Origin of the sequence: Noviherbaspirillum sp. UKPF54, from assembly GCF_007874125.1 — a bacterium.
Classification (GTDB): domain Bacteria; phylum Pseudomonadota; class Gammaproteobacteria; order Burkholderiales; family Burkholderiaceae_D; genus Noviherbaspirillum.
Window position 1 is genome coordinate 182,977 of the sequence record NZ_CP040128.1, and the last position, 25,583, is coordinate 208,559.

Here is a 25,583-nt window from a genome sequence, read left to right on the forward strand (position 1 = left end):
GGCGGGAGAAGGCGCATCGTTTTTCGACTTTACGTCAGTGCCAGGTTCCTGGCGGGGCAATCACTGCGCGTGCCGTTTCAGCGCGCGCCACCCGATGTCGCGGCGGAACTGCGCGCCATCGAAGTGAATCTTGTCGACCGCATCATACGCGTGCTTTTGCGCGATGCGCACGCTGTCGCCCAGGCCGACCACGCACAGCACGCGGCCGCCCGAGGTAACCAGCTTGTCGCCGTTGAGCGTAGTGCCGGCGTGGAAGGTCATGCAATCGGGCGTCTCGGCCGGAATGCCGGTGATCGTGTCGCCCTTGCGCGGCGCATCCGGGTAGCCGGCCGCCGCCATTACGACGCCCAGCGCGGTGCGGCGGTCCCATTCCAGTTCGACCTGGTCGAGCGTGCCGTTGACGGCGTGTTCCATCACACCGACCAGATCGGTCTTCAGACGCGCCATGATCGGCTGCGTTTCCGGGTCGCCCATGCGGCAGTTGAATTCCAGCGTCTTCGGATTGCCCTTGGCGTCGATCATCAGGCCCGCATACAAAAAGCCGGAAAACGGCACGCCATCCTTCATCATGCCGAGCACGGTCGGGTTGATAATTTCGCGCATGACGCGCGCATGCAGCGACGGAGTGATGATCGGTGCCGGCGAGTAGGCGCCCATGCCGCCGGTATTCGGACCTTCGTCATTGTCCTTCAGGCGCTTGTGGTCCTGGCTGGTCGCCAGCGGCAGCACGTTCTTGCCATCAACCATCACGATGAAGCTGGCTTCCTCGCCGGCCAAGAATTCCTCGATCACGACGCGCGCGCCGGCATTGCCGAGTTTATTATCCGACAACATCATCTCGACGGCGGCATGCGCCTCGTCGACCGTCATCGCCACCACCACGCCCTTGCCGGCGGCCAGGCCGTCGGCCTTGATCACGATCGGTGCGCCTTTTTGGTTGATGTACTTGCGGGCGGCTTGCGGGTCGGTGAAAGTCTGATAGTCGGCGGTCGGGATGCGGTGGCGCTTCATGAACGCTTTCGCGAAATCCTTCGAGCTTTCGAGCTGCGCGGCTTCCCTGGTCGGCCCAAAGATTTTCAGGCCATGCTCGCGGAACACGTTGACGATGCCGGCGGCCAGCGGCGCTTCCGGGCCGACCACGGTCAGGGCGATGTTTTCCTTGATCGCGAACTGCGCCAGCCACGTCGGGTCCGTGATGTCGATGTTCTGCAGGCGCGCATCGAGCGCCGTGCCGCCATTGCCCGGTGCCACATAAACCATTTGAATCCGCTCGGATTGTGCAAGTTTCCAAGCCAGGGCATGTTCGCGGCCGCCTGAACCGACTACCAGAATTTTCATGGATATAACTACTCGTTGGAAGTGGGGCGGTGCCGGCGGCAACCCCACTGTAATTTACTTGTGAAACGGGTAAAGCGAAAGGCAAAAAACGGTTACTCTTCGATGACCGCGTTGGTATAGACCTCTTGAACGTCGTCAAGGTTTTCCAGCGCGTCGAGCAATTTCTGCATCTTGGCGGCATCGTCGCCGGTAAACACGGTTTCGGTCGACGGCTTCATCACGATTTCCGCCACCTCGGCCTTGAAGCCAGCCTTTTCCAGCGCATCCTTGACCGCCGAGAAATCGTTCGGCGCGGTGATGACTTCGATACCGCCTTCTTCGTCGGTGACCACGTCTTCCGCGCCGGATTCGAGCGCGGCTTCCATCAGCGCGTCTTCATTAGTGCCCGGCGCAAAATATAGCTGGCCGCAATGCTTGAACAGGAAGGCGACCGAACCCTCGGTGCCCATGTTGCCGCCGAACTTGGAAAACGCATGGCGCACTTCCGCCACGGTGCGCACGCGGTTGTCGGTCATGCAATCGACAATGATTGCGGCGCCGTTGATGCCGTAGCCCTCGTAGCGGATTTCTTCATAGTTCACACCTTCCAGGCCGCCGGTGCCGCGCTGGATCGCGCGCTGCACGTTATCCTTGGGCATGTTGGCGTCGGCCGCCTTGTCCACCGCCAGGCGCAGGCGCGGGTTGCTGGTCATGTCGCCCCCACCCATGCGGGCCGCCACCGTGATTTCCTTGATCAGGCGCGTCCAGATCTTGCCGCGCTTGGCATCGGTCGCGGCTTTTTTATGCTTGATATTGGCCCATTTACTGTGTCCAGCCATGGCAAAACTTTCTTGGAAATAGAAGGAGGAGTTGGGCAGGGAATGCTGATTTCGAGTTAACAATTTGACTCAAAATAAGTGACTGCCCGGCCGAAAAGCAATCTACAATTTTAGCATATCGCCCCCACCCAAAATCTGCCAGGAAGCACTTACAACAATGTCGAACCCACTACTGATCGCCAAGAACCAGGCCAGGGAACTGGCTCTGCTGCCCAATCTCGCCAATCGCCACGGTTGCATCACCGGCGCCACCGGCACGGGCAAGACCGTCACGCTGCAGGTGCTGGCGCAGGCGCTGTCGGATATCGGCGTGCCGGTGTTCATGGCCGACGTCAAGGGCGATCTTTCCGGTTTGGCAAAACCAGGCTCGGCCACGCCGAAGATCCGGGAGCGGCTCGCTTTGCTCAAGCTTGACGAGCCGGCCTGGTCGGGCTGCCCGGTGACGTTCTGGGACGTGTTCGGCGAGCAGGGTCATCCGGTGCGCGCGACGATTTCCGATCTCGGCCCGCTTTTGTTGTCGCGCATGCTGAACCTGAACGAGGTGCAGCAAGGCGTGCTGCAGCTGGTCTTCAAGGTGGCCGACGACCATGGCTTGCTGCTGCTGGACATGAAGGACTTGCGTGCGATGCTGCAGCACGTGGCCGAGCACGCCGGCGAGCTGCAGGCCGAATACGGCAATATTTCCGCCGCCAGCATCGGCGCCATCCAGCGCGGCCTGATCGCGATCGAGGAGCAGGGCGGCGACCGCTTCTTCGGCGAACCGATGTTGAATATCGACGATTTCATGCAAACCGACGGCAACGGCCGCGGCATGATCAATATTCTGGCCGCCGACAAGCTGCTCAATTCGCCGCGCCTGTACGCGATTTTCCTGCTGTGGATGCTGGCCGAGCTGTTCGAGCACCTGCCCGAGGTGGGCGACGTCGACAAGCCCAAGCTGGTGTTCTTCTTCGACGAGGCGCACCTGCTGTTTAACGAAGCGCCCAAGCCCCTGCTGCAAAAGATCGAGCAGGTGGTGCGCCTGATCCGCTCGAAGGGCGTCGGCGTGTATTTCGTCACGCAAAATCCGCTCGATATTCCCGACACGGTGCTTGGCCAGCTTGGCAACCGGGTGCAGCATGCGCTGCGCGCCTATACGCCGCGCGACCAGAAGGCGGTGCAGGCAGCGGCCGAGACGTTCCGCCCCAACCCGCAGCTCGACACAGCGCAAGTCATCACCGAGCTGGGCGTGGGCGAGGCCTTGATCTCATTTCTCGACGAAAAGGGCCGGCCCGACATGGTCGAGCGCGCCTACATCGTGCCGCCGGCCTCGCAGATCGGGCCTGTTTCGGCAGCGGAGCGCAGCGAAATCATCGCCAATTCCATCGTTGCCGGCGTGTATGAAAAGGTGGTCGACCGCGATTCGGCGTACGAAAAGCTGAAGGGGCGCGTTGCCGCCCAGGCTACGGCCAGGCAAGAGGCGCCGGCAGCCAGGCCGGCCGGCGGCGCCGACAGCGCGCCGCAGGAAAGCGGGCCGTCGTTCGGCGACTCGGTGCGCGACATGATGGGGGGATTGTTCGGTGGCAGCGGCGTGGGCCGGCGCAAGGACACGATGGTGGAGGCGATGGTCAAGTCGGCCGCGCGCTCGATCGGCTCGCAAGTCGGGCGTGAAATCATCCGCGGCGTGCTCGGTTCGCTGCTGAAAAAGTAGGAAGGCGGGGCGGCTCGGTCCCGTTCTGCCGGAAAATCATTCGCGGCGTAAAATCGCTGCATGACTTCAACGACCACTGCTCCCGTCCAGCCTGCTTTTTCCCGTCAAGCTTATCTGTCAGGACTGGCGATCGCGATTGCCGGCGCTATCCTGTTTTCCGCCAAGGCGATCGTCGCCAAGCTGATCTACCGCTACCACGTCGACGCCGTCACCCTGATCGCATTCCGCATGCTGTTTTCGTTGCCGTTCTTTGCGGCGGTTGCATTATGGAAGGCGCGTTCCGAACCGGCGCTGGAGATGTCGGATATCGGCAAAGTCATTTTGCTGGGCTTGCTCGGCTACTACCTGTCCAGCTTCCTGGACTTTCTTGGCTTGCAATATATCTCCGCCGGACTGGAACGGCTGATCCTGTTTCTGACGCCGTCCTTCGTGCTGCTGATTTCGTTTGCCTTCCTGAAGAAAAAAATTACCATGCTGGAGTGGGTCGCGCTGGGCGTGGCCTATCTCGGCACGGTGCTGGTGTTCCTGCACGATGTGCGCTTCGGCGGCTCGAATGTGATGCTCGGCGGCGTGCTCGTCCTCGGCAGCGCGATTTCGTATGCGGTCTACCTGCTGTTGTCGGGGGCGCTGGTGCGGCGCGTCGGAGCGATACGTCTGGTTGCCTATGCGATGTGCGCATCGAGCGCGGCATGTATCTTGCAATTCTTCCTGTTGCGGCCAAGCTCGATGCTGGTGCAGCCGATGCCGGTTTACGGATTGTCGCTGTTGAATGCGGTGCTGTGCACCGTGTTGCCAGTCTTCCTGACCATGGTTGCGGTCGCGCGCATCGGCGCGGCGTCCGCTTCGCAGGCGGGCATGATCGGCCCGGTGTCGACCCTGTTCATGGGCGCGGTGATCCTGGACGAACCGGTGACGGGCATCCAGCTGGCTGGCACTGCGCTGGTGCTGGTCGGGATTTATCTGGTTTCAAGAAAAAAAGCGTAAGGGAATAGCATGGATTTCGGGCTACGCGGCAAACAGGCGCTGGTATGCGGCGCCAGCAAGGGATTGGGGCGCGGCTGCGCGGAAGCGCTGGCGGGCGAGGGCGTCAACGTGACGCTGGTGGCGCGCACGGCCGATGTGCTGGAGCGCACGGCTGCCGAGATCCGCGGCCAGAGCGGGGTGACGGTGACGGCGGTAGCCTGCGACATCACCACCGCCGAAGGCCGCGCGCTGGCGCTTGCTGCTTGCCCGGCCCCCGACATTCTGGTGACCAATGCCGGCGGCCCGCCGCCAGGGGATTTCCGCAGCTGGACGCGCGACGACTGGATCGCGGCGCTGGACGCCAACATGCTGACACCGATCGAGCTGATCAAGGCCACCGTCGACGGCATGATGACGCGCCGCTTCGGGCGGATCGTCAACATCACGTCCAGCGCAGTGAAGGCGCCGATCGACATACTCGGATTGTCCAATGGCGCGCGCTCCGGGCTGACCGGTTTCGTGGCCGGGCTGGCGCGCAAGACCGTCGCCCACAACGTTACGATCAATAACCTGCTGCCGGGCCAGTTCGACACCGATCGGCTGAAAAAGACGCTGGGCGGGGCGGCGGTCGCCGCCGGCAAGTCCGTGGAAGAAGCGTTCGAGGCACGACGCATGCAGATCCCGGCGCAGCGTTTCGGCACGCCGGCCGAATTCGGCGCAGTCTGCGCATTCCTGTGCAGCGTGCATGCCGGTTACATGACTGGCCAGAACGTGCTGCTCGACGGCGGCAACTATCCAGGCACGTTCTAGAACATCTTTTAGCGAAACGGAGTCACCGTGAAAAAACGCATCGCATTGATCGCTCACGATCAGAAGAAGGACGACATGGTGGAACTCGCGTCCGAGTATGCGGACCTGCTGCGCCAGTGCCTCCTGGTCGCCACCGGCACCACCGGCAAGCGACTGGCCGACGAAGTTGGTCTGACTGTAGAGCGCAAGCTGTCCGGACCCTACGGCGGCGACTTGCAGATTGGCGCCGAATTGGTCGATGGCAAGATCGATTGCGTGATCTTCCTGCGTGACCCGATGACCGCGCATCCGCACGAACCCGATGTCAACGCGCTGGTGCGTGCTTGCGACGTGCACAACGTGCCGTGCGCCACCAATGTCGTGTCGGCCAAGCTGCTGCTGGCGCAAATGGTTCCCCATCACCATCATCATTCATAAAGGAAGAATAATGACGAAGGCAATCCGCATGTCCGCCGCCGGCGGTCCCGAAGTGATGGAATATGTCGATGTCGAGGTCGGCGAGCCCGGTCCCGGCGAAGCGCGCGTGCGCCAGGCCGCTTGCGGCCTGAATTACATCGACGTGTACTTCCGTACCGGCGCCTACCCGCAGCCGCTGCCGGCCGGCCTGGGCATGGAGGGCGCCGGCACGGTGGAAGCGGTCGGTCCGGGTGTCACGCACGTCAAGCCGGGCGACCGGGTTGCCTACGCGGGCCGTCCGCCCGGTGCGTATGCGCAGGCGCGCGTGATGCCGGCCGCGGTGCTGGTCAAGCTGCCCGACGAGATCGATTTCGAGACGGCCGCCGCGATGATGCTGCAGGGCTTGACCGTGCAATACCTGTTCCGCCGTACTTTCCCGCTAAAGGGCGGCGAAACCATCCTGTTCCATGCGGCCGCCGGCGGGGTCGGCCTGATCGCTTGCCAGTGGGCAAAGGCGTTGGGCGTGACCATGATCGGCACCGTCGGCTCCGACGAAAAGGCGGAACTGGCCAGGGCGCACGGCTGTACCCACACGATCAACTACAACAAGGAAAACTTCGTCGAGCGCGTCAAGGAAATCACCGCAGGCCGTGGCGTGCCGGTGGTGTACGACTCGATCGGCAAGGATACCTTCACCGGCTCGCTCGATTGCCTGGCGCCCCTAGGCATGATGGTCAGCTTCGGCGCCGCGTCGGGCCCGGTGCCGCCGTTTTCGTTGAATGAACTGGCCTCGCGCGGCTCGCTGTTCATTACCCGGCCGTCGCTGTTCAACTATATCGCCAAGCGCGAAGACCTGGACGCGATGGCGGCCGATTTGTTCAGCATGGTGGTCAGCGGCAAGGTCAAGATCGACATCAACCAGCGTTATGCCTTGCAGGACGCGGCGCAGGCGCACCGCGATCTGGAAGCGCGCAAGACGACCGGCTCGACCATCCTGATTCCGTGAGCCGATAGTGGAACGACCTGACGACAATCCGATGCGCCATCCGGCCGAGCAGCCGTCCGGGAGCGACGACAGCCCGAAGTTCGGCCGGCTGCTCGTCGTGCTGTTGTGCGCGGTGCTGGTGATCGTCGCGATCACCTTCATTTCGGAAGCGATGTATATGTAAGGGGCTATCTTCGTCTGGGGCCTGAGCTGAGGCGGACGAAGATAGATCACTGCATCTTCAATTCCACCCGATGCGGCACGCCGCTCTTGCCGGGGAAATCGGCAAAGGCGCTTTTCACCATGTACGGCATCACGGCTGCCAGCGAGCCGTTGCGCCCTTCGCTGACCACCGTCGTTTCATACAGCTTCTTGCCGTCGGCTACCTGCGCCATCACGACGCGCAACTGGCGCGTGTACAGCTGGTAATTCTCTTCGCGCCGCTCGACGACCGGCGGTCCGTACCAGAACGGGTCGTAGAACGGGCTGTAGTAGCCGCGCCAGGCCGGCCCGTACCAATACGGGTTGACGATGGGCGCCGGATAGGGATTGACTACCACCGGGTATACCTCGTGCACGTCACGCACCCTGATGCCGTAACTGAGCATCACCTTCAGCTTGGGCGGATGCGCCGTGTTCGCCTCTGTGAAGCCGAGCCGGTTCAGTTCGGCGCGCACCAGGTTTTCGTAGCTGCGGTATTCCAGGTTGTTGTCCTGGTCCCTGGTGCGTTCGAAGACATAGGATTTGTCCTGCAGCTGCGCCGGCCATTCATGGAATGCCGTGACATCGCTCTTGATCGTGTTCGTGGCGCAGCCGCCCAGCAGCAAGCCCGACGCGACCAGGCAGGCGGCGATCAGCCAACGTTTCATACCTTCTCTCCAGCTCGGCATCCCGGATTTCAGCATAAGTCAGATGCAAATTAAGTGCGTAAGTATTTGTAACCGCGAGGGAAGTGCCGGAATGCTCCTCGGCGCGCCGCCATCACGAAAAGCGCAAATGTCGAATTCGCCGGAATAGGCTCCCCTACCATAGGTTGGTAAAATGCGGGTTTGCGCCACATTATCCTCCGATTTACGGACCTCGCCATGCGTACCGATACTCCCCTGACCATTTATCGCAAGGACTACACGCCGCCCGCCTTCTGGGTCGAGACGGTTGAAATGGGCTTCGACCTCGATCCGGAAGCGACCCACGTCGCCACCCGCATGACCCTGACGCGCAACCACGCCGGCAAGGGCAAGAGCCTGGTGCTGTACGGCGAGGCCTTGCGCCTGGTACAGCTGCGGATGAACGGCAAGGCGCTCAGCAAGCGCGCCTACACGCTGGGTCAGGGCACTCTGGAGATCCACAATCCGCCCGACCGGGTCACGCTCGAAATCGAAACCGTTACCCATCCGAGCATGAATACTTCGCTGATGGGCTTGTACGTATCCGACGGTAATTTCTTCACGCAATGCGAAGCCGAAGGCTTCCGCAAGATCACCTATTTCCCCGACCGCCCCGACGTCATGGCGAAGTACAAGGTGATGTTGCGTGCTGACAAGGAAAAGTATCCGGTCCTGCTGTCCAACGGCAATCTGGTCGAGCAGGGCGACTTGGGCGACGGCCGTCATTACGCTGTGTGGGAAGACCCGTTCAAGAAACCGTCCTACCTGTTCGCGCTGGTGGCCGGCAAGCTGGTGTGTCAGGAGGAAAAATACACGCTGCAGTCCGGACGCGAAGTGCTGCTGCAGGTCTGGGTGGAAGAGGGCAATCTCGACAAGACCCAGCACGCGATGGATTCGCTCAAGCGCAGTATCCGCTGGGACGAGGAGCGTTTCGGCCTGGAGCTCGACCTCGACCGCTTCATGATCGTCGCCGTCGGCGACTTCAACATGGGCGCGATGGAAAACAAGGGCTTGAACATCTTCAACACCAAGTATGTGCTGGCCAACCCGCGCATCGCCACCGACACCGACTACGCGAACATCGAATCGGTGGTCGGCCACGAATATTTCCATAACTGGACCGGCAACCGCGTCACCTGCCGCGACTGGTTCCAGCTGTCGCTGAAGGAAGGCCTGACCGTTTTCCGCGACCAGGAGTTTTCAGCCGACATGATCGGCACCGACAGCGGGCGCGCGGTCAAGCGCATCGAGGACGTGCGCGTGTTGCGCCAGGCGCAGTTCCCGGAAGACGCCGGCCCGATGGCGCATCCGGTGCGGCCCGACTCCTACGTCGAAATCAACAACTTCTATACCGTCACCGTCTACGAAAAAGGCGCGGAAGTGGTGCGCATGTACCAGACCCTGTTCGGCCGCGAGGGCTTCCGCAAGGGCATGGACCTGTACTTCCAGCGCCATGACGGCTGCGCGGTCGAGTGCGACGATTTCCGCCGCGCAATGGGTGACGCCAACGGGCGCGACCTGTCGCAGTTCGAGCTGTGGTACTGCCAGTCCGGCACGCCGCACCTGAAGGTCGATACGCACTACGACGAAGTCGCCAAGACCTATGCCGTCACGCTCACGCAATCCTGCCCGCCGACGCCGGGGCAGCCGGCCAAGCAACCCTTCCATATCCCGGTCGCGGTCGCTTTGATTGACGGTAACGGGCGCGACTTGCCGCTGCATTTGGACGGCGTCGAGATCGATGGCCTCGCGCCGACGACGATGGTGCTGGAGCTGACGCAGCAGCGCCAGAGCTTCGAATTTTGCAACGTGCCGGAGCATCCGGTGCCGTCGATCCTGCGCGGCTTTTCCGCGCCGGTCGTGCTCGAGATCGACTACTCCGACGCCGAGCTGGCGTTCCTGATGGCGCACGACAGCGACCCGTTCAACCGCTGGGAAGCCGGTCAGCGCCTGGCGATGCGCCGCCTGCTGGCGCTGGCCGAGGCAGTGCAGAAAGATCATGCCTTGTCCGATTCTGAGCTGCAGGAAACGGCGCTGGGCAAGGCCTATCGCAAGATCCTGGCCGACCGCACGCTCGATCCGGCATTCTGCGAACTGGCCCTGACGCTGCCGTCCGAGACGGTCGTCGCCGAGCAGATGGACGTGGTCGACCCGCACGCGATCCACGCGGTGCGCCAGTTCATGCGCCGCGCGCTGGCAGCGGCCATGCGGGTCGAGTGGGAAGTGGCTTACCAGGCGAATCGTACGCCCGGCGCGTACAGCCCGGACGCGGCGTCGGCCGGCAAGCGCGCCCTGAAAAATCTCGCGCTGTCCTACCTCGTGGAGCTCGATGAGCCGCAGGGCCACCTGCTGGCGCAAAGCCAGTGTGACCAGGCGAATAACATGACCGACCGCATCGCTGCGTTGTCGGCCCTGGTCAACAGCAGCGCCGCCGGCAAGGACGAAGCGCTGGCGCGCTTCTATGCCGATTTCGAGCAGGAAGCGCTGGTGATCGACAAGTGGTTCGCGCTGCAGGCAATGGCGCGCACCACTGACGTGGCCAAGGTGCGCGCGCTGATGCAGCACCCGGCCTTCACCCTGAAAAACCCCAATCGCGCGCGCAGCCTGATCTTCAGCTTCTGCAACGGCAACCCGGCGCAATTCCATGCAGTCGACGGCAGCGGCTACGAATTCTGGGCCGACCAGGTCATCGCGCTCAATGCAATCAATCCGCAGGTCGCCGCGCGCCTGGCGCGCAGCCTCGACCGCTGGCGCAAATACGCGCCAGCCTTGCAGGAAAAGATGCAAGCCGCATTGAGGCGCGTCGCCGCCACCAAGTCGCTGTCGAAAGACGTGCTGGAAGTGATCACCAAATCCCTCGCCAATTAACCATTCTTGATTCTGGAAATGCCTATGAAACGGATCAGCCTCACGCAGTACCTTGTTGAAGAGCAGCGCACCAATAACAGCATCCCGGCCGAGCTGCGCCTGTTGATCGAAGTGGTCGCACGCGCCTGCAAAACCATCAGCCACGCCGTCGGCAAGGGCGCGTTGGGCGAAGTGCTGGGCAGCGCCGGCAGCGAAAACGTGCAGGGCGAAGTGCAGAAGAAGCTCGACATCCTGTCGAATGAAATGCTGCTCGAAGCCAACGAGTGGGGCGGCCACCTGGCGGCGATGGCTTCCGAGGAAATGGAAGGCATCCACCCGATCCCGCACCGTTATCCGAAGGGCGAATACCTGCTGCTGTTCGATCCGCTCGACGGCTCGTCCAACATCGATGTGAACGTCTCGATCGGCACCATCTTCTCGGTGCTGAAAGCGCCGGAAGGCATGACCAACCCGAGCGAGCAGGATTTCCTGCAGTGCGGCAGCAAGCAGGTCGCCGCCGGCTACGCCGTCTACGGTCCGCAGACCGTGCTGGTGCTCACCACCGGCAACGGCGTGAATTGCTTCACGCTCGACCGCGAGATGGGGTCCTGGGTGCTCACGCAGCGCGACATGGCAATTCCCGCCGAGACCAAGGAATACGCGATCAACGCCTCCAATGCCCGCCACTGGTACCCGCCAGTCAAGCGCTATGTGGATGAGCTGTTGGCCGGCAAGACCGGACCGCGCGGCAAGGATTTCAATACCCGCTGGATCGCCTCGATGGTGGCCGACGTGCACCGCATCCTGAACCGCGGCGGCGTCTTCATGTACCCGGCCGACGCGCGCGAGCCGGACAAGCCCGGTAAGCTGCGCCTGATGTATGAAGCCAACCCGATGGCCTTCATCGTCGAGCAGGCCGGCGGCGCCGCCACCAACGGCCGCCAGCGCATCCTCGACATCCAGCCGCAAAAGCTGCACGAGCGGGTGGCGGTGTTCCTCGGATCGAGGAGCGAAGTCGAGCGCGTGACCAGCTATCACAACGAATAAGTGCGCGAATAAGGACGCCTGCGGCAGTCGCGGAAGGCCGATTTACCAGGCTTTCCGTCAAATTTCATGTCGAAATCCGCCTCGACATGCAAGCTCCCTAGTGACACGACTTACTTTTTTGATAGAATACGCGCTTTCGCTGATGTAGCGCGATTACTCAGCGTGCCGGTGTAGCTCAGTTGGTAGAGCAATTCATTCGTAATGAAAAGGTCGGCGGTTCGATTCCGTCCACCGGCACCAGATACGGCAGGCAGCCTTCAAACGCTGCGCGCCATTGAAAAACGCCTCGGTCTTCCGAGGCGTTTTTTTTTTGAATCATCTGTCGTGCGGTACCGGCCGGCCCTTATTTTCCCGCCTTGCGGCGCATGGCGGCCCGCGCCGCAAGACCTGACTCTTCCGGGGCCGGGAAATCGTCGCTTGAATGATCGCTGGCGTCCGCTGCCGGCAAATTCACATGCTCGACCGAATCCCCTTGCGCCGCAATAAACCCTTCCAGCGCCTTGAACAGCTCGTCGATCGCCCGCTTGCCGAACGCCTGCTCGATGTACTCGTATTGCAAGTCGATCAGCGGCGCGATCTTGCTGATGAGGGCGTCGCCTTCGGGCGCAAGCCGCACCAGCACGCGCCGCTGGTCTTCCACCACCCGGTTGCGCTGGATCAGCCCGATCTCTTCCATCCTCGCCAGCACGCCAGCCATGCTGGAGCTGAGGAACTGACACATTTCGCACAGCTCGCGCGGTTCGAGCTGCCCGTATTCGTCGAGCACGCGCAGGATGCGCCACTGCTGCTCGGTCACGCCAAAATGATTGAGGATGGGGCGGAAATGCGACATCAGGCTTTCGCGCGCTTTCAGGAATAGCTGCGGCAAGTTGCGGTAATTGATCCGATGTTTTACGTCGTGTTCCATCTCAAGCCTTTCGCCAAGGAGGTCGAGCGGGATTATACCTGCCTTGACTCACTCACATATGAGTGATCTAATCACTCATATGTGAGTAATTCACTGTTCCCCCATCGAAGATACTTATTAAAAGGGTTACACAATGCGAGACAACTTCCACGACCGTATCCGTTTGCCGTCCTTGCGCGACAAGGTGACCAGCGCAGCCGATGCCGCCCACTGGGTGCGCGACGGCATGACGGTGGGTATGAGCGGTTTTACGCGCGCCGGAGATGCCAAGGTCGTGCCGCTGGCGCTGGCCGAGCGCGCGCGCCACGAACAGTTGAAGATCACATTGATGACCGGTGCTTCGCTTGGTAACGACATCGACAAGACGCTGACCGAGGCCGGTGCGCTGGCGCGACGCATTCCGTTCCAGGCTGATCCGGCGCTGCGCTCGGCGATCAACCGCGGCGAAGTGATGTTTGTCGACCAGCATCTGTCGGAAACGGTCGAATTGCTGCGCACCCGGCAGATCGCCCCGATTGACGTGGCCATCATCGAGGCCATCGCCATCACCGAGACCGGCGCAATCGTGCCGACCACGTCGGTCGGCAACAGCGCCAGCTTTGCGATCCTGGCCGACAAGGTCATCGTCGAAATCAACCTGACACAATCGCCGGACCTGGAAGGGCTGCACGATATCTTCATTCCGAAACGGCGTCCGCAGCGCGAGCCGATTCCGATCATGAACGTGCGCGACCGCGTCGGCACCGCCGCCATCGAAATTCCGCCGGAAAAGATCGTCGCCATCGTCGTTACCGAAAAGGCCGACAGTTCTTCCAACATCTTGCCGCCGGATGCGGAAACGGCGCAGATTGCCGGCCATCTGGTCGATTTCTTCAAGAACGAGGTCAAGCAGGGGCGTCTGACCGACAGCCTGTTGCCGCTGCAGGCCGGCATCGGCACCATCGCCAACGCGGTGTTGGCCGGTTTCATCGACAGCCCGTTCCACAACCTGACGATGTATTCGGAAGTGCTGCAGGATTCCACCTTCGACCTGTTCGACGCCGGCAAGCTCGATTTCGCCTCCGGCTCGTCGATCACGCTGTCGCCGCAAAAGAGCCGTGAAGTATTCGCCGACATCGCGCGCTACAAGGACCGGCTGGTGCTGCGTCCGCAGGAGGTGAGCAATCATCCGGAAGTGATCCGTCGCCTGGGTATCATTGCGCTCAATACCGCGCTGGAAGCGGACATCTACGGCAACGTGAACTCGACCCACGTGCTTGGCACCCATATGATGAACGGCATCGGCGGCTCCGGCGACTTCGCGCGCAATGCGTACATGGCGATCTTCGCGACCAAGTCGCTGGCCAAGGGCGGCGATATTTCGAGCATCGTGCCGATGGTGTCGCACGTCGATCACAACGAGCACGACGTCGACATCCTGGTCACCGAAGTGGGGCTGGCCGACCTGCGCGGCCTGGCGCCGCGCGAGCGCGCGCAAGCCATCATCGGCAACTGCGTCGCCGAACCGTACCGCGAGATGCTGCGCGATTATGTCGAGCGCGCCAACCGGCGCGGCGGGCAGACGCCGCACGTGCTGGAAGAAGCATTTTCCTGGCACGTGCGCTACCGCGACACGGGCTCGATGCTGTTGCCGGTCGAGGAGACGCGCCTGCGCGCCTGACCTGTTTTCGTTGTGGCTGCGTAGCGCGCCGGTTTTTCATGCGGAAAGACCGGCGCGGGCGGAGATGCTTTGATTACAGGCAGGACGTTCCTATAATGGTACGTCATGGGCATCTTTCTTTTCTCCTTGCCGGTGACGAGCGCCTTCCTGGCCAGCCTGGCCGCGCTAGTCATCATCACGCATGCGGTCAGGACCGCGCCCTGGAAGGCGCTGACCGCGCCGGGCGCGTTTTCCGCGTGGTGCGCCTTCATCATCCTGCTGCCGCTGCTGTGGCGTTTCGACGTGCCGATTACTGGCGGCATGGCGCTGCACCTGCTGGGCATGCCCCTGTTCGTGCTGATGTTCGGACGGCAGCTCGCCATCACCGGCATCGCGCTGTCGGTCATCGCGTACACCGCGATACATGAAGGACTGTGGACCAATCTCGGCATGAACCTGCTGCTGCTGTCGGTACTGCCGGCTTACTGCGGTGAAACCGTGATGCGCCTGACGCGGACGTATTTCCCGCGCAATATTTTCGTGTACTTGCTCGGCAACGGGTTTTTCGGCGCGATGGCGATGCTGTCGACCATCGGCCTCATGTCGCTCGGCGCTAACGAATTGTGGGTGGTGCATGCACCGACCCGTGGCGACACGGTTGCCTACATGCTGCTGCTGGCCTGGGGCGAATCATTCCTGACCGGTTTTTTGCTGACCATCTTCACCGTCTATCGCCCGCAATGGGTGCTGACCTTCGACGACAACGTGTATTTGCACGGAAAGTGAGCGGCCGGCGCCACGGGGCAGCGCTCATTCGGCGCCGGATCCGCGTACCAGTTTTCCGCCGGCCACGTCTTCCGGCAGTTTTTCCGTGGCGAGAGGAATATGGATGGTGAGGGTGGTGCCCGCGCCTGGCGCGCTCGCGATCACGAACTTGCCATTCAGCGCATGTACCCGTTCTTCCACGCCGACTAGCCCGAACGAGTTGGAGCTCTTGCGTGCGCCGGGAGGAATGCCGACGCCGTTGTCGGCGATCTTCATCACCAGATGCTCGCCCTCCTTGTTCAGTTCGATGAGCACGTGGCTCGCCTTGGCGTGCCGGATCACGTTGGTCAGCGATTCCTGCAGGATGCGGAACAGGGTGGTGGCGCGCGCATCGTCCACCGCGAATTCTTCCTGGCCCAGTACCAGTTCGCAGGAGATGCCGCTGCGCCGGCGGAACTCATTGACTTGCCATTCGATGGCGGCGGTCAGCCCGAGGTCGAGCACCGCCGGGCGCAGGTTGTTGATGATGGTACGGATGGTCCGGACGGTGGCGTCGATGTACTGCAGCGCACCGCGCACCTTTTCGTTGAGCCGCGGGTGCGTGTTGCCGGTGCGCGTCTCCAGCATCGACACGTCGATGCGCAACGCCAATAGCGTCTGTCCCAGCTCGTCGTGGATTTCGCGCGCGATGCGGCGCCGTTCGTCTTCCTTCACACGATCCTGATGCGCGGTCAGCTCGCGCAGCAGCTTGCGCGAGCGCTTGAGCGCCTCGACCGTCTGCTTGCGTTCGGTGATGTCCATGATGGTCCCGCGCAACACGATCACGCCGTTGTTATTGCTCGGGCGGCAGATCGTCTGTACCCAGCGGGTGGTGCCGTCGCACCGCACAATGCGGTGCTCGGTGCTGAACTCTTCGCCGCTGCGCAGCGATTTGGCCAGGCCGGACTGGACCCGCTGGCGGTCTTCTTCATGGACGCGGTGCAGGTAGTCCGAATAGTTCGGAAGTGCCGAATGCCGCTCCATTCCGAAGAGGTGGAAAGTTTCGGCCGACCAGGTCATCGTCTGCGTGGTGATGTCGAGCAGCCAGCTGCCCAGGTGCGCCATGTGCTGCGCTTCGGCCAGGCTGGCTTCGCTGGCGCGCAAGTCCTTGGTCATTTCCTTGGCCAGTTCCACCGCGCGCCGGCGCGCCGATGTCAGCGAATAGATAATGCTGAATAACAGCCCCGCCGTTCCCAGGCCGACCACCAGGACGATGTGCGGCAGCGACTTGTCCAGTTCATCCATCATGGCAGCCTTGCTTGCGATGAATTCGGCTTCCCATACGCGCGGGCCGACCGTCATTGCCACCCGCTTGACGAATACCGGCCCCGACGGGGCCGGCTTCGCCTCCCCGGCCTCGCTGTCGAACAACAAGTGGCCCGCATCCCGGGTCCCGGAACCAGGCCGGTCGCCGGACACGCCGATGTCATAGATCCTGTAGCCCAGGTGGGGCAGCACCTTTTTGTCAACCGCGCCAAGCATCAGCTTGCTGATGTCGAAACCGGCGCCTACCGAGCCGTAGTATGCGGCGCGCCTTTCCTGGATAGTTCTGGTCGGCATGCCACGCCGGTATAGCGGAATGCGCATCGCCATGCCCACATGCCGGTTCGGGCCCGAGACATGGATGAGCCGTCCAGATGACATCAGCTGGCCGGTGTCGCGCGCCACCGCCAGCGTCCTGGCCACGGTGTCGACCGATGCGATGTCGAGGCCCAACGATGCCTGGTTGGTTTCCAGCGGCTCCAAGTAGGTCAGCACATGGTACTCGGCACGGTCGCCGGCGGGCGTGATGCGAAAATCGGGATGGCCGGCGCCGCTCATGCCGGCCTCGGCGCGTACCGCTGCTTCGAACGCACTTTTTTCGGGCGCAGTGATATGGAAGGCGGCGTTCAGATTGGTAATGCCGGGGAAGCTGCGATCGAGCTGCAGATGCGTCACGTAGGCATGGAACTGTTCCCGGGAAATGCTGTTGCCTGTATAGAAAAGGGCGCTTGTGCCGCGCAATACATCGATATAGGCGCGCATCCGGGTTTGAATCGCGAGCTGCGCATTATTGACCTGGTAATCAAATACCGCCTCGGTCTTGCTGTCGACCATCCTGGCCACCAGCAGCGCCAGTACAAGCGACACCGCCACGCCTAGCCACCAGACGGTGGAGGAGAGCAGGGCTTTGATGAATCGAACCGGAAGGAGCATCTAACGGCGGGTAAATTTCGTTGACGAATGGACTGTTTCGATGCGGACTAAGAGACGCGGGAAGTTAACACATGGAAAAAAAGAAGGCGCAGTGTATAACTTTTTCCGTTTCCAGTTTGTGAAATCTGTTGACGTTCCAGCATCTTTTAATGATGCCGAAAGGCATTTCATAGGATAGCCGATTCCCCGTTTTTCCGAGGGCAAGCTGGTTTGAAGGTGATGAGTTGCTTTGGGGAAATATTTAAGGAAAATCCCCAATAAGCGTTTTCCGCTTAGCACAGCACCACCCGGTTGCGCCCGCTGTTCTTGGCCTCGTACAGTGCTTCATCTGCGCGTTTGAGCGTTTCGTCGATACCGGTTTCCTGCGGAAGGAATTGCGATACGCCGCAGCTGATCGTGATGCGCAGCGGGGCATCCTTGACGACAATGGTCTGTTCCATCGTCGTGATGCGCAGCCGCTCCGCCGCCGCATAGGCTGCGGCGCTGTCACTGTTGGGCAGCGCCATGATGAACTCCTCGCCGCCGAAACGTGCGAAGACGTCGCTTTCGCGCAGCGCATCCTTGCAGATCTCGGTCAGCTTGCGCAGCACCTCGTCGCCGGCCGGGTGCCCGTACAAGTCGTTGATGCGCTTGAAATGATCGACGTCGATCGTGACGATCGACAGTGCTGAGCCGTGGCGCTGGGCGGCGCTGACCAGCTTGCCGGCGGTCTCGAAGAAGAAGCGCCGGTTGTAGGCGCCGGTCAGCGGGTCGGTGATCGAGGTGACGCGCAGCTCTTCGGTCAGTTGCTGCAGTTCGCGGTGCTGCTGTTCGAGCGCGGTGTGCGTGCGCTCAAGTTCCTGCCGCGATTTTTCGCGTTCCTGGCTGCGGCGGCGGGCCTGTTGCACATACAGTACCGCCAGCATGATGAATGCCGCCGCGACGGCCGTGGCGGCGCCGGTGCCCGCCGCGCGCAGGTCGGCCGATGCCGTCGGAATGAGCACGTTGAAGGTCCAGCCGGAGTCGGCCAGCGACGCGGTCTTGATGAAATAGCGCTCTTGCCGCCGGCCGTTGGCGGCATCGTCTTCCTGCGCGATATCGGCCAGCTTTTCGTCCGTCCGCAGCTGGGCGAGCGTCGTGATCGCCAGCGGTTCCTTGAGCACCGTATCGTACTGGCGCGTGCGTCTGACCTCGTCGCGCGCGTCTGCCGTCAGGACAGCGAGCGGCCGGTACTTCCAGTCGGGGTGTGAACTCAGGAAGATCACGCCGTGCTCATCCGTCACGAAGAATTCGCCTCCCAGGCGGGCACTGTTCCATCCTGCATCCAGGTTGCCCAGATCGACCTTGACAGCAGCCACGCCGAGCACCGAACCGCCGTCGCGCACTTCATGGGAAAGGAAAAAGCCGGGCATCTTGCTGGTCACGCCGACGCCGTAAAACCGGCCGCTACCATCGCGCAGCGCATCCTGGAAATACGGGCGAAACGCGTAATTCTGGCCGACGAAGCTCGTCGGCTGCTGCCAGTTGCTCGCCGCGATCACCACACCCTTGGCGTTGAGGATATAGACGACGGCTGACTCGGCGCTGCTGTTGGCGCGTTCGAGGTAGATGTTCGCCAGGCGCAGCCGCCGCTTGTCGTCCTGGTGCCGCAGCGCATCGATGACTTGCGGCTGCAGCGCGACGAGCGCCGGCAGGTAGCGGTACTTGTCGATCGGCGCGAACAGCGTCGCGCTGGACGTGGCCAGCCGCCGCTCCGCCTTGGCATGCAAGTCGCGAATTTCGGCGTTGTGGCTAAAGGAATACGACAGGTATCCGGCCGCGGCGATCGTGGCCAACGCCAGCACCATGCCTCCCAGCTTTTTTACGGTTTCAGCGCGCATCCGTTATTCTCGTTACACTGCTGGATCAGTTTCAGCTTTATTACGCTATACGTCAATGCGTGACGCATGCTTCGTCTCCGCCAAGCTGCAATGGCGCGACGGAGGGATGGCGCGCGATGGCTTTTTGCCAATTCTCCAGCCCGCTCAACCATTTTCCCGTACTCCTATGCATGAGATCGATCCCCGCCAACTGCTGCTCGACATGTATGCCAGTGCCGTGGACGCCGTCAGCGCGGAAAAGTGCCTGCCTGCGTACCTGCCGCAGCCGCCCGCCGGCGGCCGCACGCTCGTCATCGGCGCGGGCAAGGCGGCCGCGGCCATGGCCAGCACGGTGGAGCGGCATTGGCAGGGCGAGATTGCCGGGCTGGTAGTGACGCGCTACGGTCATGGCGCCGCATGCCGCCATATCGAAGTCGTCGAGGCGGCGCATCCGGTGCCCGACGAAGCCGGGCGCCAGGCCGCCGGCCGCATGCTGCAGATGGTGCAGGGATTGAGCGAACGCGATCTGGTGCTGTGCCTGATTTCCGGCGGCGGCTCGGCCCTGCTGGCGCTGCCGGCGCCGGGCATCACGCTGGAGCAGAAGCAGGCGCTCAACAAGGCGCTGCTCAAGAGCGGCGCGACGATTTCGGAGATGAACTGCGTGCGCAAGCACCTGTCCGCGATAAAGGGCGGGCGCCTGGCGCTGGCTTGCGCGCCGGCGCGCGTGGTGACGCTGCTCATTTCCGACGTGCCCGGCGACGATGCGGGCATCATCGCCAGCGGCCCGACGCTGCCGGACCCGACCAGCTGCGCCGATGCGCTGGCGGTGCTGCGCAAGTACCGTATCGACATTCCGGCTGCAATCGAGCGGCATTTGACGTCCGGCGCGGGGGAAACGCCCAAGCCCGGCGATGCGCGCTTCGTGCGCAACGAGCATCATATTGTGGCCACCGCGCAGCAGGCGCTGGAAGCTGCTGCCGCGACGGCGCGCGCGGCCGGCGTGGCGCCCCATATCCTGTCCGACTGTATAGAAGGGGAGGCGCGCGACGCGGGCCTGGTGCATGCCGCCATCGCGCGCCAGGTCGCGCTGCGCAACGAGCCGTTTTCACGGCCCTGCGTGCTGATCTCCGGCGGCGAGACCACCGTGACCGTGCGCGGCAACGGGCGCGGCGGGCGCAATGCGGAATTCCTGCTGAGCGTTGCGACGGCCCTCGACGGCACGCCGGGCGTCGCCGCGATCGCCTGCGACACCGACGGCATCGACGGCACGGAAGACAACGCCGGCGCGCTCTACCTTCCCGATGCGATGGAACGCGCCGCGCGGCTCGGCCTGCGACCGCGCGCCATGCTCGACAATAACGACGGCTACGGTTTTTTCAGCGCTTTGGGCGAACTGGTGGTGAGCGGGCCGACGCGCACCAACGTCAACGATTTCAGGGCGATCCTGGTCTGGTAGGCTGGTTGTTCGGCGGCCGCGTTGTCGATCAGGCCACGCTTTGGCGGCCGCGGCATTTGTAAATTTTTCTTGCGGGACGACAAATCGCCGCCCGGCTTCTTATACTTGTCGGCGCGCATAGCAAAACGCCCCTCGCGGCATGCGCTGGCTGCTCCCCAACACGTCATCCGGCTCCAAATTGACCAAGTCCAAAAAAGCCCCTCCCAAAAAAGCGCCGCCACGCTCGCGCGGCATCCTCTGGCCCTTGCTCTTCGGCTTGCTCGCCATCGCCGGCGTGTTCGCCGCCTTCGCCGTAGCCTATATAAAGCTCGTCATCGAGCCGAACCTGCCGTCGCTCGATACGCTCACCGACTACACGCCGAAAATCCCGCTGCGCGTCTATACGGCCGACAATGTGTTGATCGGTGAATTCGGCCAGGAGCACCGCGAATACGTGCCGATCAGGCAAATCCCGCCGATCCTGAAAACAGCGCTGCTGGTGACCGAGGACGAGGGCTTCTATGCGCATGGCGGCATCGCCATCACCGGCGTGTTGCGCGCGGCGGTAGCCAACCTGGCCGGCGGCGGCATGGGACAGGGCGCGTCGACCATCACGATGCAGGTCGCGCGCAACTTCTTCCTGTCGCGCGAGAAGACTTATACGCGCAAGCTGTACGAGGTCATGCTCGCCTACAAGATCGAGGAAGCGCTGACCAAGGACCAGATCCTGGAGCTGTACATGAACCAGATCTATCTCGGCCAGCGCGCCTACGGCTTTGCCAGCGCGGCGCGCACCTATTTCGGCAAGCCCGTGCAGGAAGTGACGATCGCGGAATCGGCCATGCTGGCAGGCCTGCCCAAGGCGCCGGCGGCCAACAATCCGGTCGCCAACCCGAAGCGCGCACGGCAGCGCCAGCTGTACATCCTGCAGCGCCTGCGCGACCGCGACTACATCACCGACGCGCAATACCGCCAGGCGGCGCGCGAGGAACTGCGCGTGCGCACCGGCGGGCAGGAGTTCGGCGCCCACGCCGAGTTCGTCGCCGAGGCGGCCCGGCAGGCGATGGTCGAGCAGTTCAAGGAAGACACCTATACGCGCGGATTCAACGTCTACACCACCATTCTCAGCCGCGACCAGAATGCCGCCTATGAGGCGCTGCGGCGCAACGTGATGGATTACGAAATGCGGCACGGCTATCGCGGCCCGGAAGCAATCATCGCCTTGCCCAAGGCGGCCGACGCGCGGCTGGAAGCGATCGACGACGAGCTGGCGAAACGCCCGGCCAGCGACGGCCTGCTGCCCGCCGTGGTGCTGTCCGCTTCGACGAAAGCGGTGCGCGCGCTCACCGCGTCGGGCGACGCGATCGACATTGCCGGCGAGGGCCTGCGCCTGGCGGCGGCCGGCCTGTCGGCGAATGCGAAATCGCCCCTGCGCATCAGGCCCGGCGCCGTGATCCGCGTGATGCAGGATGCGAACGGACGCTGGCGGATCACGCAGCTGCCGGAGGTGGCGGCCGCCATCGTCGCGCTCAATGCCGACGACGGCTCCTACCGCGCCCTTGTGGGTGGATTCGATTTCAGCCTCGGCAAGTTCGATCATGTGACGCAGGCATGGCGCCAGCCGGGGTCGAGCATCAAGCCCTTCGTGTATTCGGCCGCGCTCGAGAAGGGCTTTGCGCCCGGCACCCTGATCAACGACGCGCCGCTGGCCCTCGGCTCGGCCGACACCGGCGGGCAGGCCTGGGAACCGAAGAACGACGACGGCTTCGACGGCCCCATCTCGATGCGCCGCGCCCTGGCCAAATCGAAGAATATCGTCTCCGTGCGCATCCTGCGCGCGGTCGGCGTGCCGTACGCGCACGAGCACCTCGAGCGTTTCGGCTTCGGCGCCGACAAGCATCCGCGCAACCTCACGATGACGCTCGGCACCGGCTCGGCCACGCCGCTGCAGATGGCCGGCGCCTATGCCGTGTTCGCCAACGGCGGCTACCGCGTCAATCCCTACCTGATCCGCAAGGTCACCGATGCGCGCGGCCGGGAACTGTTCAGCGCCAGGCCGGTGCGCGCCGGCACGCAGGGCGCGCGCGTGATCGATGCGCGCAACGCGTTCGTGATGGACAGCATGCTGCGCGACGTGGTGCGCAACGGCACCGGCGCCGCGGCGGGCCAGAAGCTCGGGCGCGCCGACATCGCCGGCAAGACCGGCACCACCAGCGATGCGCTCGACGGCTGGTTCGCCGGCTACGGCGCCAACGTGGTGGCGGTGGCATGGATGGGATACGACGATCCGAAGTCGCTCGGCAGCCGCGAATTCGGCGCGACGCTGGCGCTGCCGATCTGGGTCGACTACATGCGAGTCGCGCTCGCCGGCAAGCCGGAAGTCCAGAAGCCGGCACCGGCGGGCCTGGCGCTGGCCGATGGCGACTGGCGCTATCAGGAAGATGCGGCGGGCGGTGGCGTGCGCAGCGTCGGGTTCGATGACAATGCAGGATCTTCGGACGCGGTGCGCGCGCTTTCCATCCTGAACGGGATCGATGTGGGCAAGTAAGAGCCTGTTCGAAAGCGCTTGCGCGAACTGCCTCCAAGAAGACGGATCGCGGATGCATCGTTGTGCCGCGGTGGCACGAATGAAAAGGGGGGCAGGAAAACCTGCCCCCCTTTTCTTGTCGGCGATGTTACGGGAGATTGCGCTTGATGGCGACGAAACCGCCCACCAGCGCGGCGCCGGTGGCATCCTGCATGCGGATGGCGCCGCCGACTTCAGCAGGGCCGCTGCCGCCGGCGCCGCTTTCGACCGGACCGAAGTAGCGGCCGCCGAGCCCGCCCTGCAAGCCGCCGCTGGTGATCGCGCCGGTCATGTAGTTGGCGAGGTTGGAATTGGCGGCGCCCATGGCGACCTTCGAGGTGAAGTTCAGCAAGGTCAGTGCGACGTTCGGCGTGGCTCCGACATTGGTGCCGTTAATCGTCGTCACCGTCACCGTGCGCGCGGCGAAATCGGCCGTGACCGTCACTTCGGCACGGAACGGCGCAGGATCCGGATCGGCGGCGGACTTGGCATACCAGCCGTACAGCCAGCCCTTGTAGGTAGCCGTTCCGGTGGTCGGCACCGTGGCCGGATCCGTTACCGCGCCGTAGGCGACGACGCCGCGGCGGTTCTGACTGTGTTCGTTGACTTGCGTGGTGGCGGTCCATTCGGCAATCTCGACCGTGTCCTGCGACAGCCACTTGGCCATGTTCACATAACGGTAGCTGTAGTTGGCGAAGTCGCGATATCCCTTCGTGCCGGGGAAGGGGACGTTCGGGCCCTTGACATCGCCATCCTCGTGCAGGCGGCCGGCAGTCGTCAGGTCCGCATCGGTGCCGCCGCTTTGCCAGTTACCCGCAGCAAAGGTCACGGAACCTGCAGTCGATGCGGGCGGACAGGTCGTGTTGGTCGGGCAGACCGACTCCGGAGCGGTGCGCGGGAAGTAGCTGTTGTTGGCGAAGCGCGCCTGGAACGTCGGGTCGCTGCGCTTGGTGGCGTCGAAGGTGAACGTGCTGATGTCGGGCAGTGAGCCAACGGTGATGGTCCTGTTTGCGCCGAAGTCCGTACGGCCCTGTGTGGACAGGAAGCGCTCGATGATCGGAGGCCTTTCGGTCGCGCCGTCCCACTTGATACCGAGATTGCTGAGTATCAGCGTGGGCTTGGACACGCTGCTGGTGCCCTTGAAAACCCTGACCTCGGCGATGCCGTCCGTAGCCAGCGCAAATCCCTCGGCCGAAGTCGGATTGTCCTTGGTCGACTTGGCGTAGGCCTGCACGCCGGAACTGGTCACCAGCACGCCGTTGCCATTGGCTGCGGGAACGGCGACGTCGTTGCCGCTGCACTGGGACGTGGTGCCCGGATCAAGCGCGTCCGCAGGACAGGACATGATGGTCGACGCGGTGGTGGTCGGGAAGGTGCCAGTATTGCCCGTGTTACCCGTATTGCCGGTATTGCCGGTATTGCCTGTGTTACCGGTGTTGCCCGTATTACCGGTTTGCGAGCCATTGTTATTGCCACCCGTTTGAGCGCCGGAATCGGGGGCGGTGCTCGAGCCGCCGCCACCGCCGCATGCAGCGAGAGCGAGCGAGACGGAGAGGGAGAGGAGTGTGAGGCGCAGATGAGTTCGCATTGACGTTGGTCCTCGAAATGGGGTTGGGAAAGCCCTCCCTCAAATCGATTGTTCGAGAGAAGGAGTTTCCTCAATTTATCCACCACGTCCTTCGCCTAGTTTGAGATCGAGCAACGCCGTAATCTCATCGTGCAGCATTGAAACGAACCTTTGATCAACCTCTATTTTCCAATTTGAAACGACACTGTCCCTCGGGAATCACCTTCCGGTACCGGTATTGCGTTATGCTACGGCACGAAGCAGGTCCAGGCTTGGCATGACGAGAGAAAGAACAAGAAATGCGGCCGATTTTTATGCTGCCAGCAGCCAAGCTGTACTCAGGGGAAATGAATTGACTACTTATTGCACCATCCGCACCGACACGTGGATCATGTCCTTACCTTCCGATTGGGAACAACGCGATGCGAGCAGCAGCAGTTCGCTTTACTTCGAGGCAAGCGACGGTACCAAGGGCTTGTATATCAGTACCTGGAAATTGCGCGAGGACGATAACCGTGCTGCAGAACAAGTTATTAAGGTGTTTCGCGCCAACGACCTGAAGTCGCTCGACAATATGGGCGGCTATCAATGGCGCATCATCGACGATGAAAGCGACGCGCTGAACCAGGCCTGCATTTCGACGACGGACTGCATGGCAGAAGGCAACAACTACCGCGTCATCGGCAAGATCATCGCGGCTCCCCCCTTGGTGGTGCGGGCTTCCTTCCATGACTATGCCTGCATCGATTACGCCGCATCGCGCGCCTATTTTGCGCCATTGATCGAATCGCTCTGCCTGCTCAAAGAGCAGTCGTGACGCCAGGCGCGACGCAGTTCGCCGATGAGCCTG

20 protein-coding genes and 1 tRNA gene are annotated in these 25,583 nt (G+C 62.8%); 14 read left to right on the forward strand and 7 right to left on the reverse strand.

Going from position 1 to position 25,583, the window contains the following annotated elements; translation table 11 throughout:
• Window positions 1-60 precede the first annotated feature (60 nt).
• Together purD and FAY22_RS00860 are read right to left on the reverse strand one after the other, a co-directional pair.
• Window positions 61-1,338, reverse strand: a complete 1,278-nt coding sequence (gene purD, locus FAY22_RS00855) for a phosphoribosylamine--glycine ligase (protein ID WP_146328480.1) — start codon at window positions 1,336-1,338, stop codon at window positions 61-63.
• A 92-nt stretch (window positions 1,339-1,430) separates the two neighbouring features.
• The gene (locus tag FAY22_RS00860; RefSeq protein ID WP_146328481.1) at window positions 1,431-2,156 is read right to left on the reverse strand and encodes a YebC/PmpR family DNA-binding transcriptional regulator; all 726 of its coding nucleotides are present in this window, start codon (window positions 2,154-2,156) and stop codon (window positions 1,431-1,433) included.
• Window positions 2,157-2,313: 157 nt separating this feature from the next.
• On the opposite strand from FAY22_RS00860, the gene FAY22_RS00865 reads away from it, so the two are divergent.
• From FAY22_RS00865 to FAY22_RS21885, 6 genes are read left to right on the forward strand one after another with little or no spacing between them, the layout of a single operon-like run.
• Complete coding sequence (locus tag FAY22_RS00865; protein WP_146328482.1) at window positions 2,314-3,846, forward strand: helicase HerA-like C-terminal domain-containing protein; 1,533 nt, start codon at window positions 2,314-2,316, stop codon at window positions 3,844-3,846.
• A gap of 60 nt (window positions 3,847-3,906) precedes the next feature.
• Complete coding sequence (locus tag FAY22_RS00870) at window positions 3,907-4,830, forward strand: DMT family transporter (protein ID WP_146328483.1); 924 nt, start codon at window positions 3,907-3,909, stop codon at window positions 4,828-4,830.
• 9 nt (window positions 4,831-4,839) lie between these two features.
• Window positions 4,840-5,619 carry an SDR family oxidoreductase gene (locus FAY22_RS00875; RefSeq protein ID WP_146328484.1) on the forward strand — a complete coding sequence of 260 codons (780 nt, stop codon included), beginning with the start codon at window positions 4,840-4,842 and terminating at the stop codon, window positions 5,617-5,619.
• A gap of 27 nt (window positions 5,620-5,646) precedes the next feature.
• Window positions 5,647-6,036, forward strand: a complete 390-nt coding sequence (locus FAY22_RS00880; RefSeq protein WP_040039945.1) for a methylglyoxal synthase — start codon at window positions 5,647-5,649, stop codon at window positions 6,034-6,036.
• A gap of 10 nt (window positions 6,037-6,046) precedes the next feature.
• Window positions 6,047-7,021: a quinone oxidoreductase gene (locus tag FAY22_RS00885; protein WP_146328485.1), complete on the forward strand. Its 975-nt coding sequence runs from the start codon at window positions 6,047-6,049 to the stop codon at window positions 7,019-7,021.
• Between the two features lie 7 nt (window positions 7,022-7,028).
• Window positions 7,029-7,184, forward strand: coding sequence for a hypothetical protein (locus FAY22_RS21885; RefSeq protein WP_168204714.1), 156 nt, complete (start codon window positions 7,029-7,031; stop codon window positions 7,182-7,184).
• A gap of 46 nt (window positions 7,185-7,230) precedes the next feature.
• On the opposite strand, the gene FAY22_RS00890 is transcribed toward FAY22_RS21885, so the two are convergent.
• The gene (locus FAY22_RS00890) at window positions 7,231-7,869 is read right to left on the reverse strand and encodes a DUF4136 domain-containing protein (RefSeq protein WP_146328486.1); all 639 of its coding nucleotides are present in this window, start codon (window positions 7,867-7,869) and stop codon (window positions 7,231-7,233) included.
• 216 nt (window positions 7,870-8,085) lie between these two features.
• Here FAY22_RS00890 and pepN point away from each other — a divergent pair, with 216 nt between their 5' ends.
• The 3 genes from pepN to FAY22_RS00905 all read left to right on the forward strand — a co-directional run bounded on the left by pepN (window position 8,086) and on the right by FAY22_RS00905 (window position 12,021).
• Window positions 8,086-10,755, forward strand: coding sequence for an aminopeptidase N (pepN, locus tag FAY22_RS00895; RefSeq protein ID WP_146328487.1), 2,670 nt, complete (start codon window positions 8,086-8,088; stop codon window positions 10,753-10,755).
• Between the two features lie 24 nt (window positions 10,756-10,779).
• Window positions 10,780-11,781, forward strand: coding sequence for a class 1 fructose-bisphosphatase (locus FAY22_RS00900; RefSeq protein WP_146328488.1), 1,002 nt, complete (start codon window positions 10,780-10,782; stop codon window positions 11,779-11,781).
• A 164-nt stretch (window positions 11,782-11,945) separates the two neighbouring features.
• Window positions 11,946-12,021, forward strand: a tRNA-Thr gene (locus FAY22_RS00905).
• A 103-nt stretch (window positions 12,022-12,124) separates the two neighbouring features.
• On the opposite strand, the gene hpaR is transcribed toward FAY22_RS00905, so the two are convergent.
• Complete coding sequence (hpaR, locus tag FAY22_RS00910) at window positions 12,125-12,688, reverse strand: homoprotocatechuate degradation operon regulator HpaR (protein ID WP_146328489.1); 564 nt, start codon at window positions 12,686-12,688, stop codon at window positions 12,125-12,127.
• Between the two features lie 133 nt (window positions 12,689-12,821).
• On the opposite strand from hpaR, the gene FAY22_RS00915 reads away from it, so the two are divergent.
• Both FAY22_RS00915 and FAY22_RS00920 read left to right on the forward strand, forming a co-directional pair.
• Window positions 12,822-14,348, forward strand: coding sequence for an acetyl-CoA hydrolase/transferase family protein (locus FAY22_RS00915; RefSeq protein WP_146328490.1), 1,527 nt, complete (start codon window positions 12,822-12,824; stop codon window positions 14,346-14,348).
• A 105-nt stretch (window positions 14,349-14,453) separates the two neighbouring features.
• Complete coding sequence (locus FAY22_RS00920; RefSeq protein WP_146328491.1) at window positions 14,454-15,113, forward strand: energy-coupling factor ABC transporter permease; 660 nt, start codon at window positions 14,454-14,456, stop codon at window positions 15,111-15,113.
• Between the two features lie 24 nt (window positions 15,114-15,137).
• Here the strand turns inward: FAY22_RS00920 and FAY22_RS00925 are convergent, their stop codons facing one another.
• Both FAY22_RS00925 and FAY22_RS00930 read right to left on the reverse strand, forming a co-directional pair.
• Window positions 15,138-17,327, reverse strand: coding sequence for a CHASE domain-containing protein (locus FAY22_RS00925; RefSeq protein WP_146328492.1), 2,190 nt, complete (start codon window positions 17,325-17,327; stop codon window positions 15,138-15,140).
• Between the two features lie 272 nt (window positions 17,328-17,599).
• Window positions 17,600-19,186 (reverse strand): sensor domain-containing diguanylate cyclase, encoded by a 1,587-nt coding sequence (locus FAY22_RS00930; RefSeq protein WP_146328493.1) that lies wholly within the window; start codon window positions 19,184-19,186, stop codon window positions 17,600-17,602.
• Window positions 19,187-19,352: 166 nt separating this feature from the next.
• Here FAY22_RS00930 and FAY22_RS00935 point away from each other — a divergent pair, with 166 nt between their 5' ends.
• Together FAY22_RS00935 and FAY22_RS00940 are read left to right on the forward strand one after the other, a co-directional pair.
• On the forward strand, window positions 19,353-20,621 hold the full coding sequence (locus FAY22_RS00935) for a glycerate kinase (RefSeq protein ID WP_146328494.1): 1,269 nt from the start codon (window positions 19,353-19,355) through the stop codon (window positions 20,619-20,621).
• Window positions 20,622-20,799: 178 nt separating this feature from the next.
• On the forward strand, window positions 20,800-23,148 hold the full coding sequence (locus FAY22_RS00940) for a penicillin-binding protein 1A (protein WP_371417407.1): 2,349 nt from the start codon (window positions 20,800-20,802) through the stop codon (window positions 23,146-23,148).
• Between the two features lie 127 nt (window positions 23,149-23,275).
• On the opposite strand, the gene FAY22_RS22110 is transcribed toward FAY22_RS00940, so the two are convergent.
• Window positions 23,276-24,754, reverse strand: a complete 1,479-nt coding sequence (locus tag FAY22_RS22110) for a hypothetical protein (protein ID WP_210411868.1) — start codon at window positions 24,752-24,754, stop codon at window positions 23,276-23,278.
• Window positions 24,755-25,010: 256 nt separating this feature from the next.
• Here FAY22_RS22110 and FAY22_RS00950 point away from each other — a divergent pair, with 256 nt between their 5' ends.
• A complete protein-coding gene (locus FAY22_RS00950; protein WP_146328496.1) occupies window positions 25,011-25,550 on the forward strand; it encodes a hypothetical protein in 540 nt (179 codons plus the stop codon).
• Window positions 25,551-25,583 lie beyond the last annotated feature (33 nt).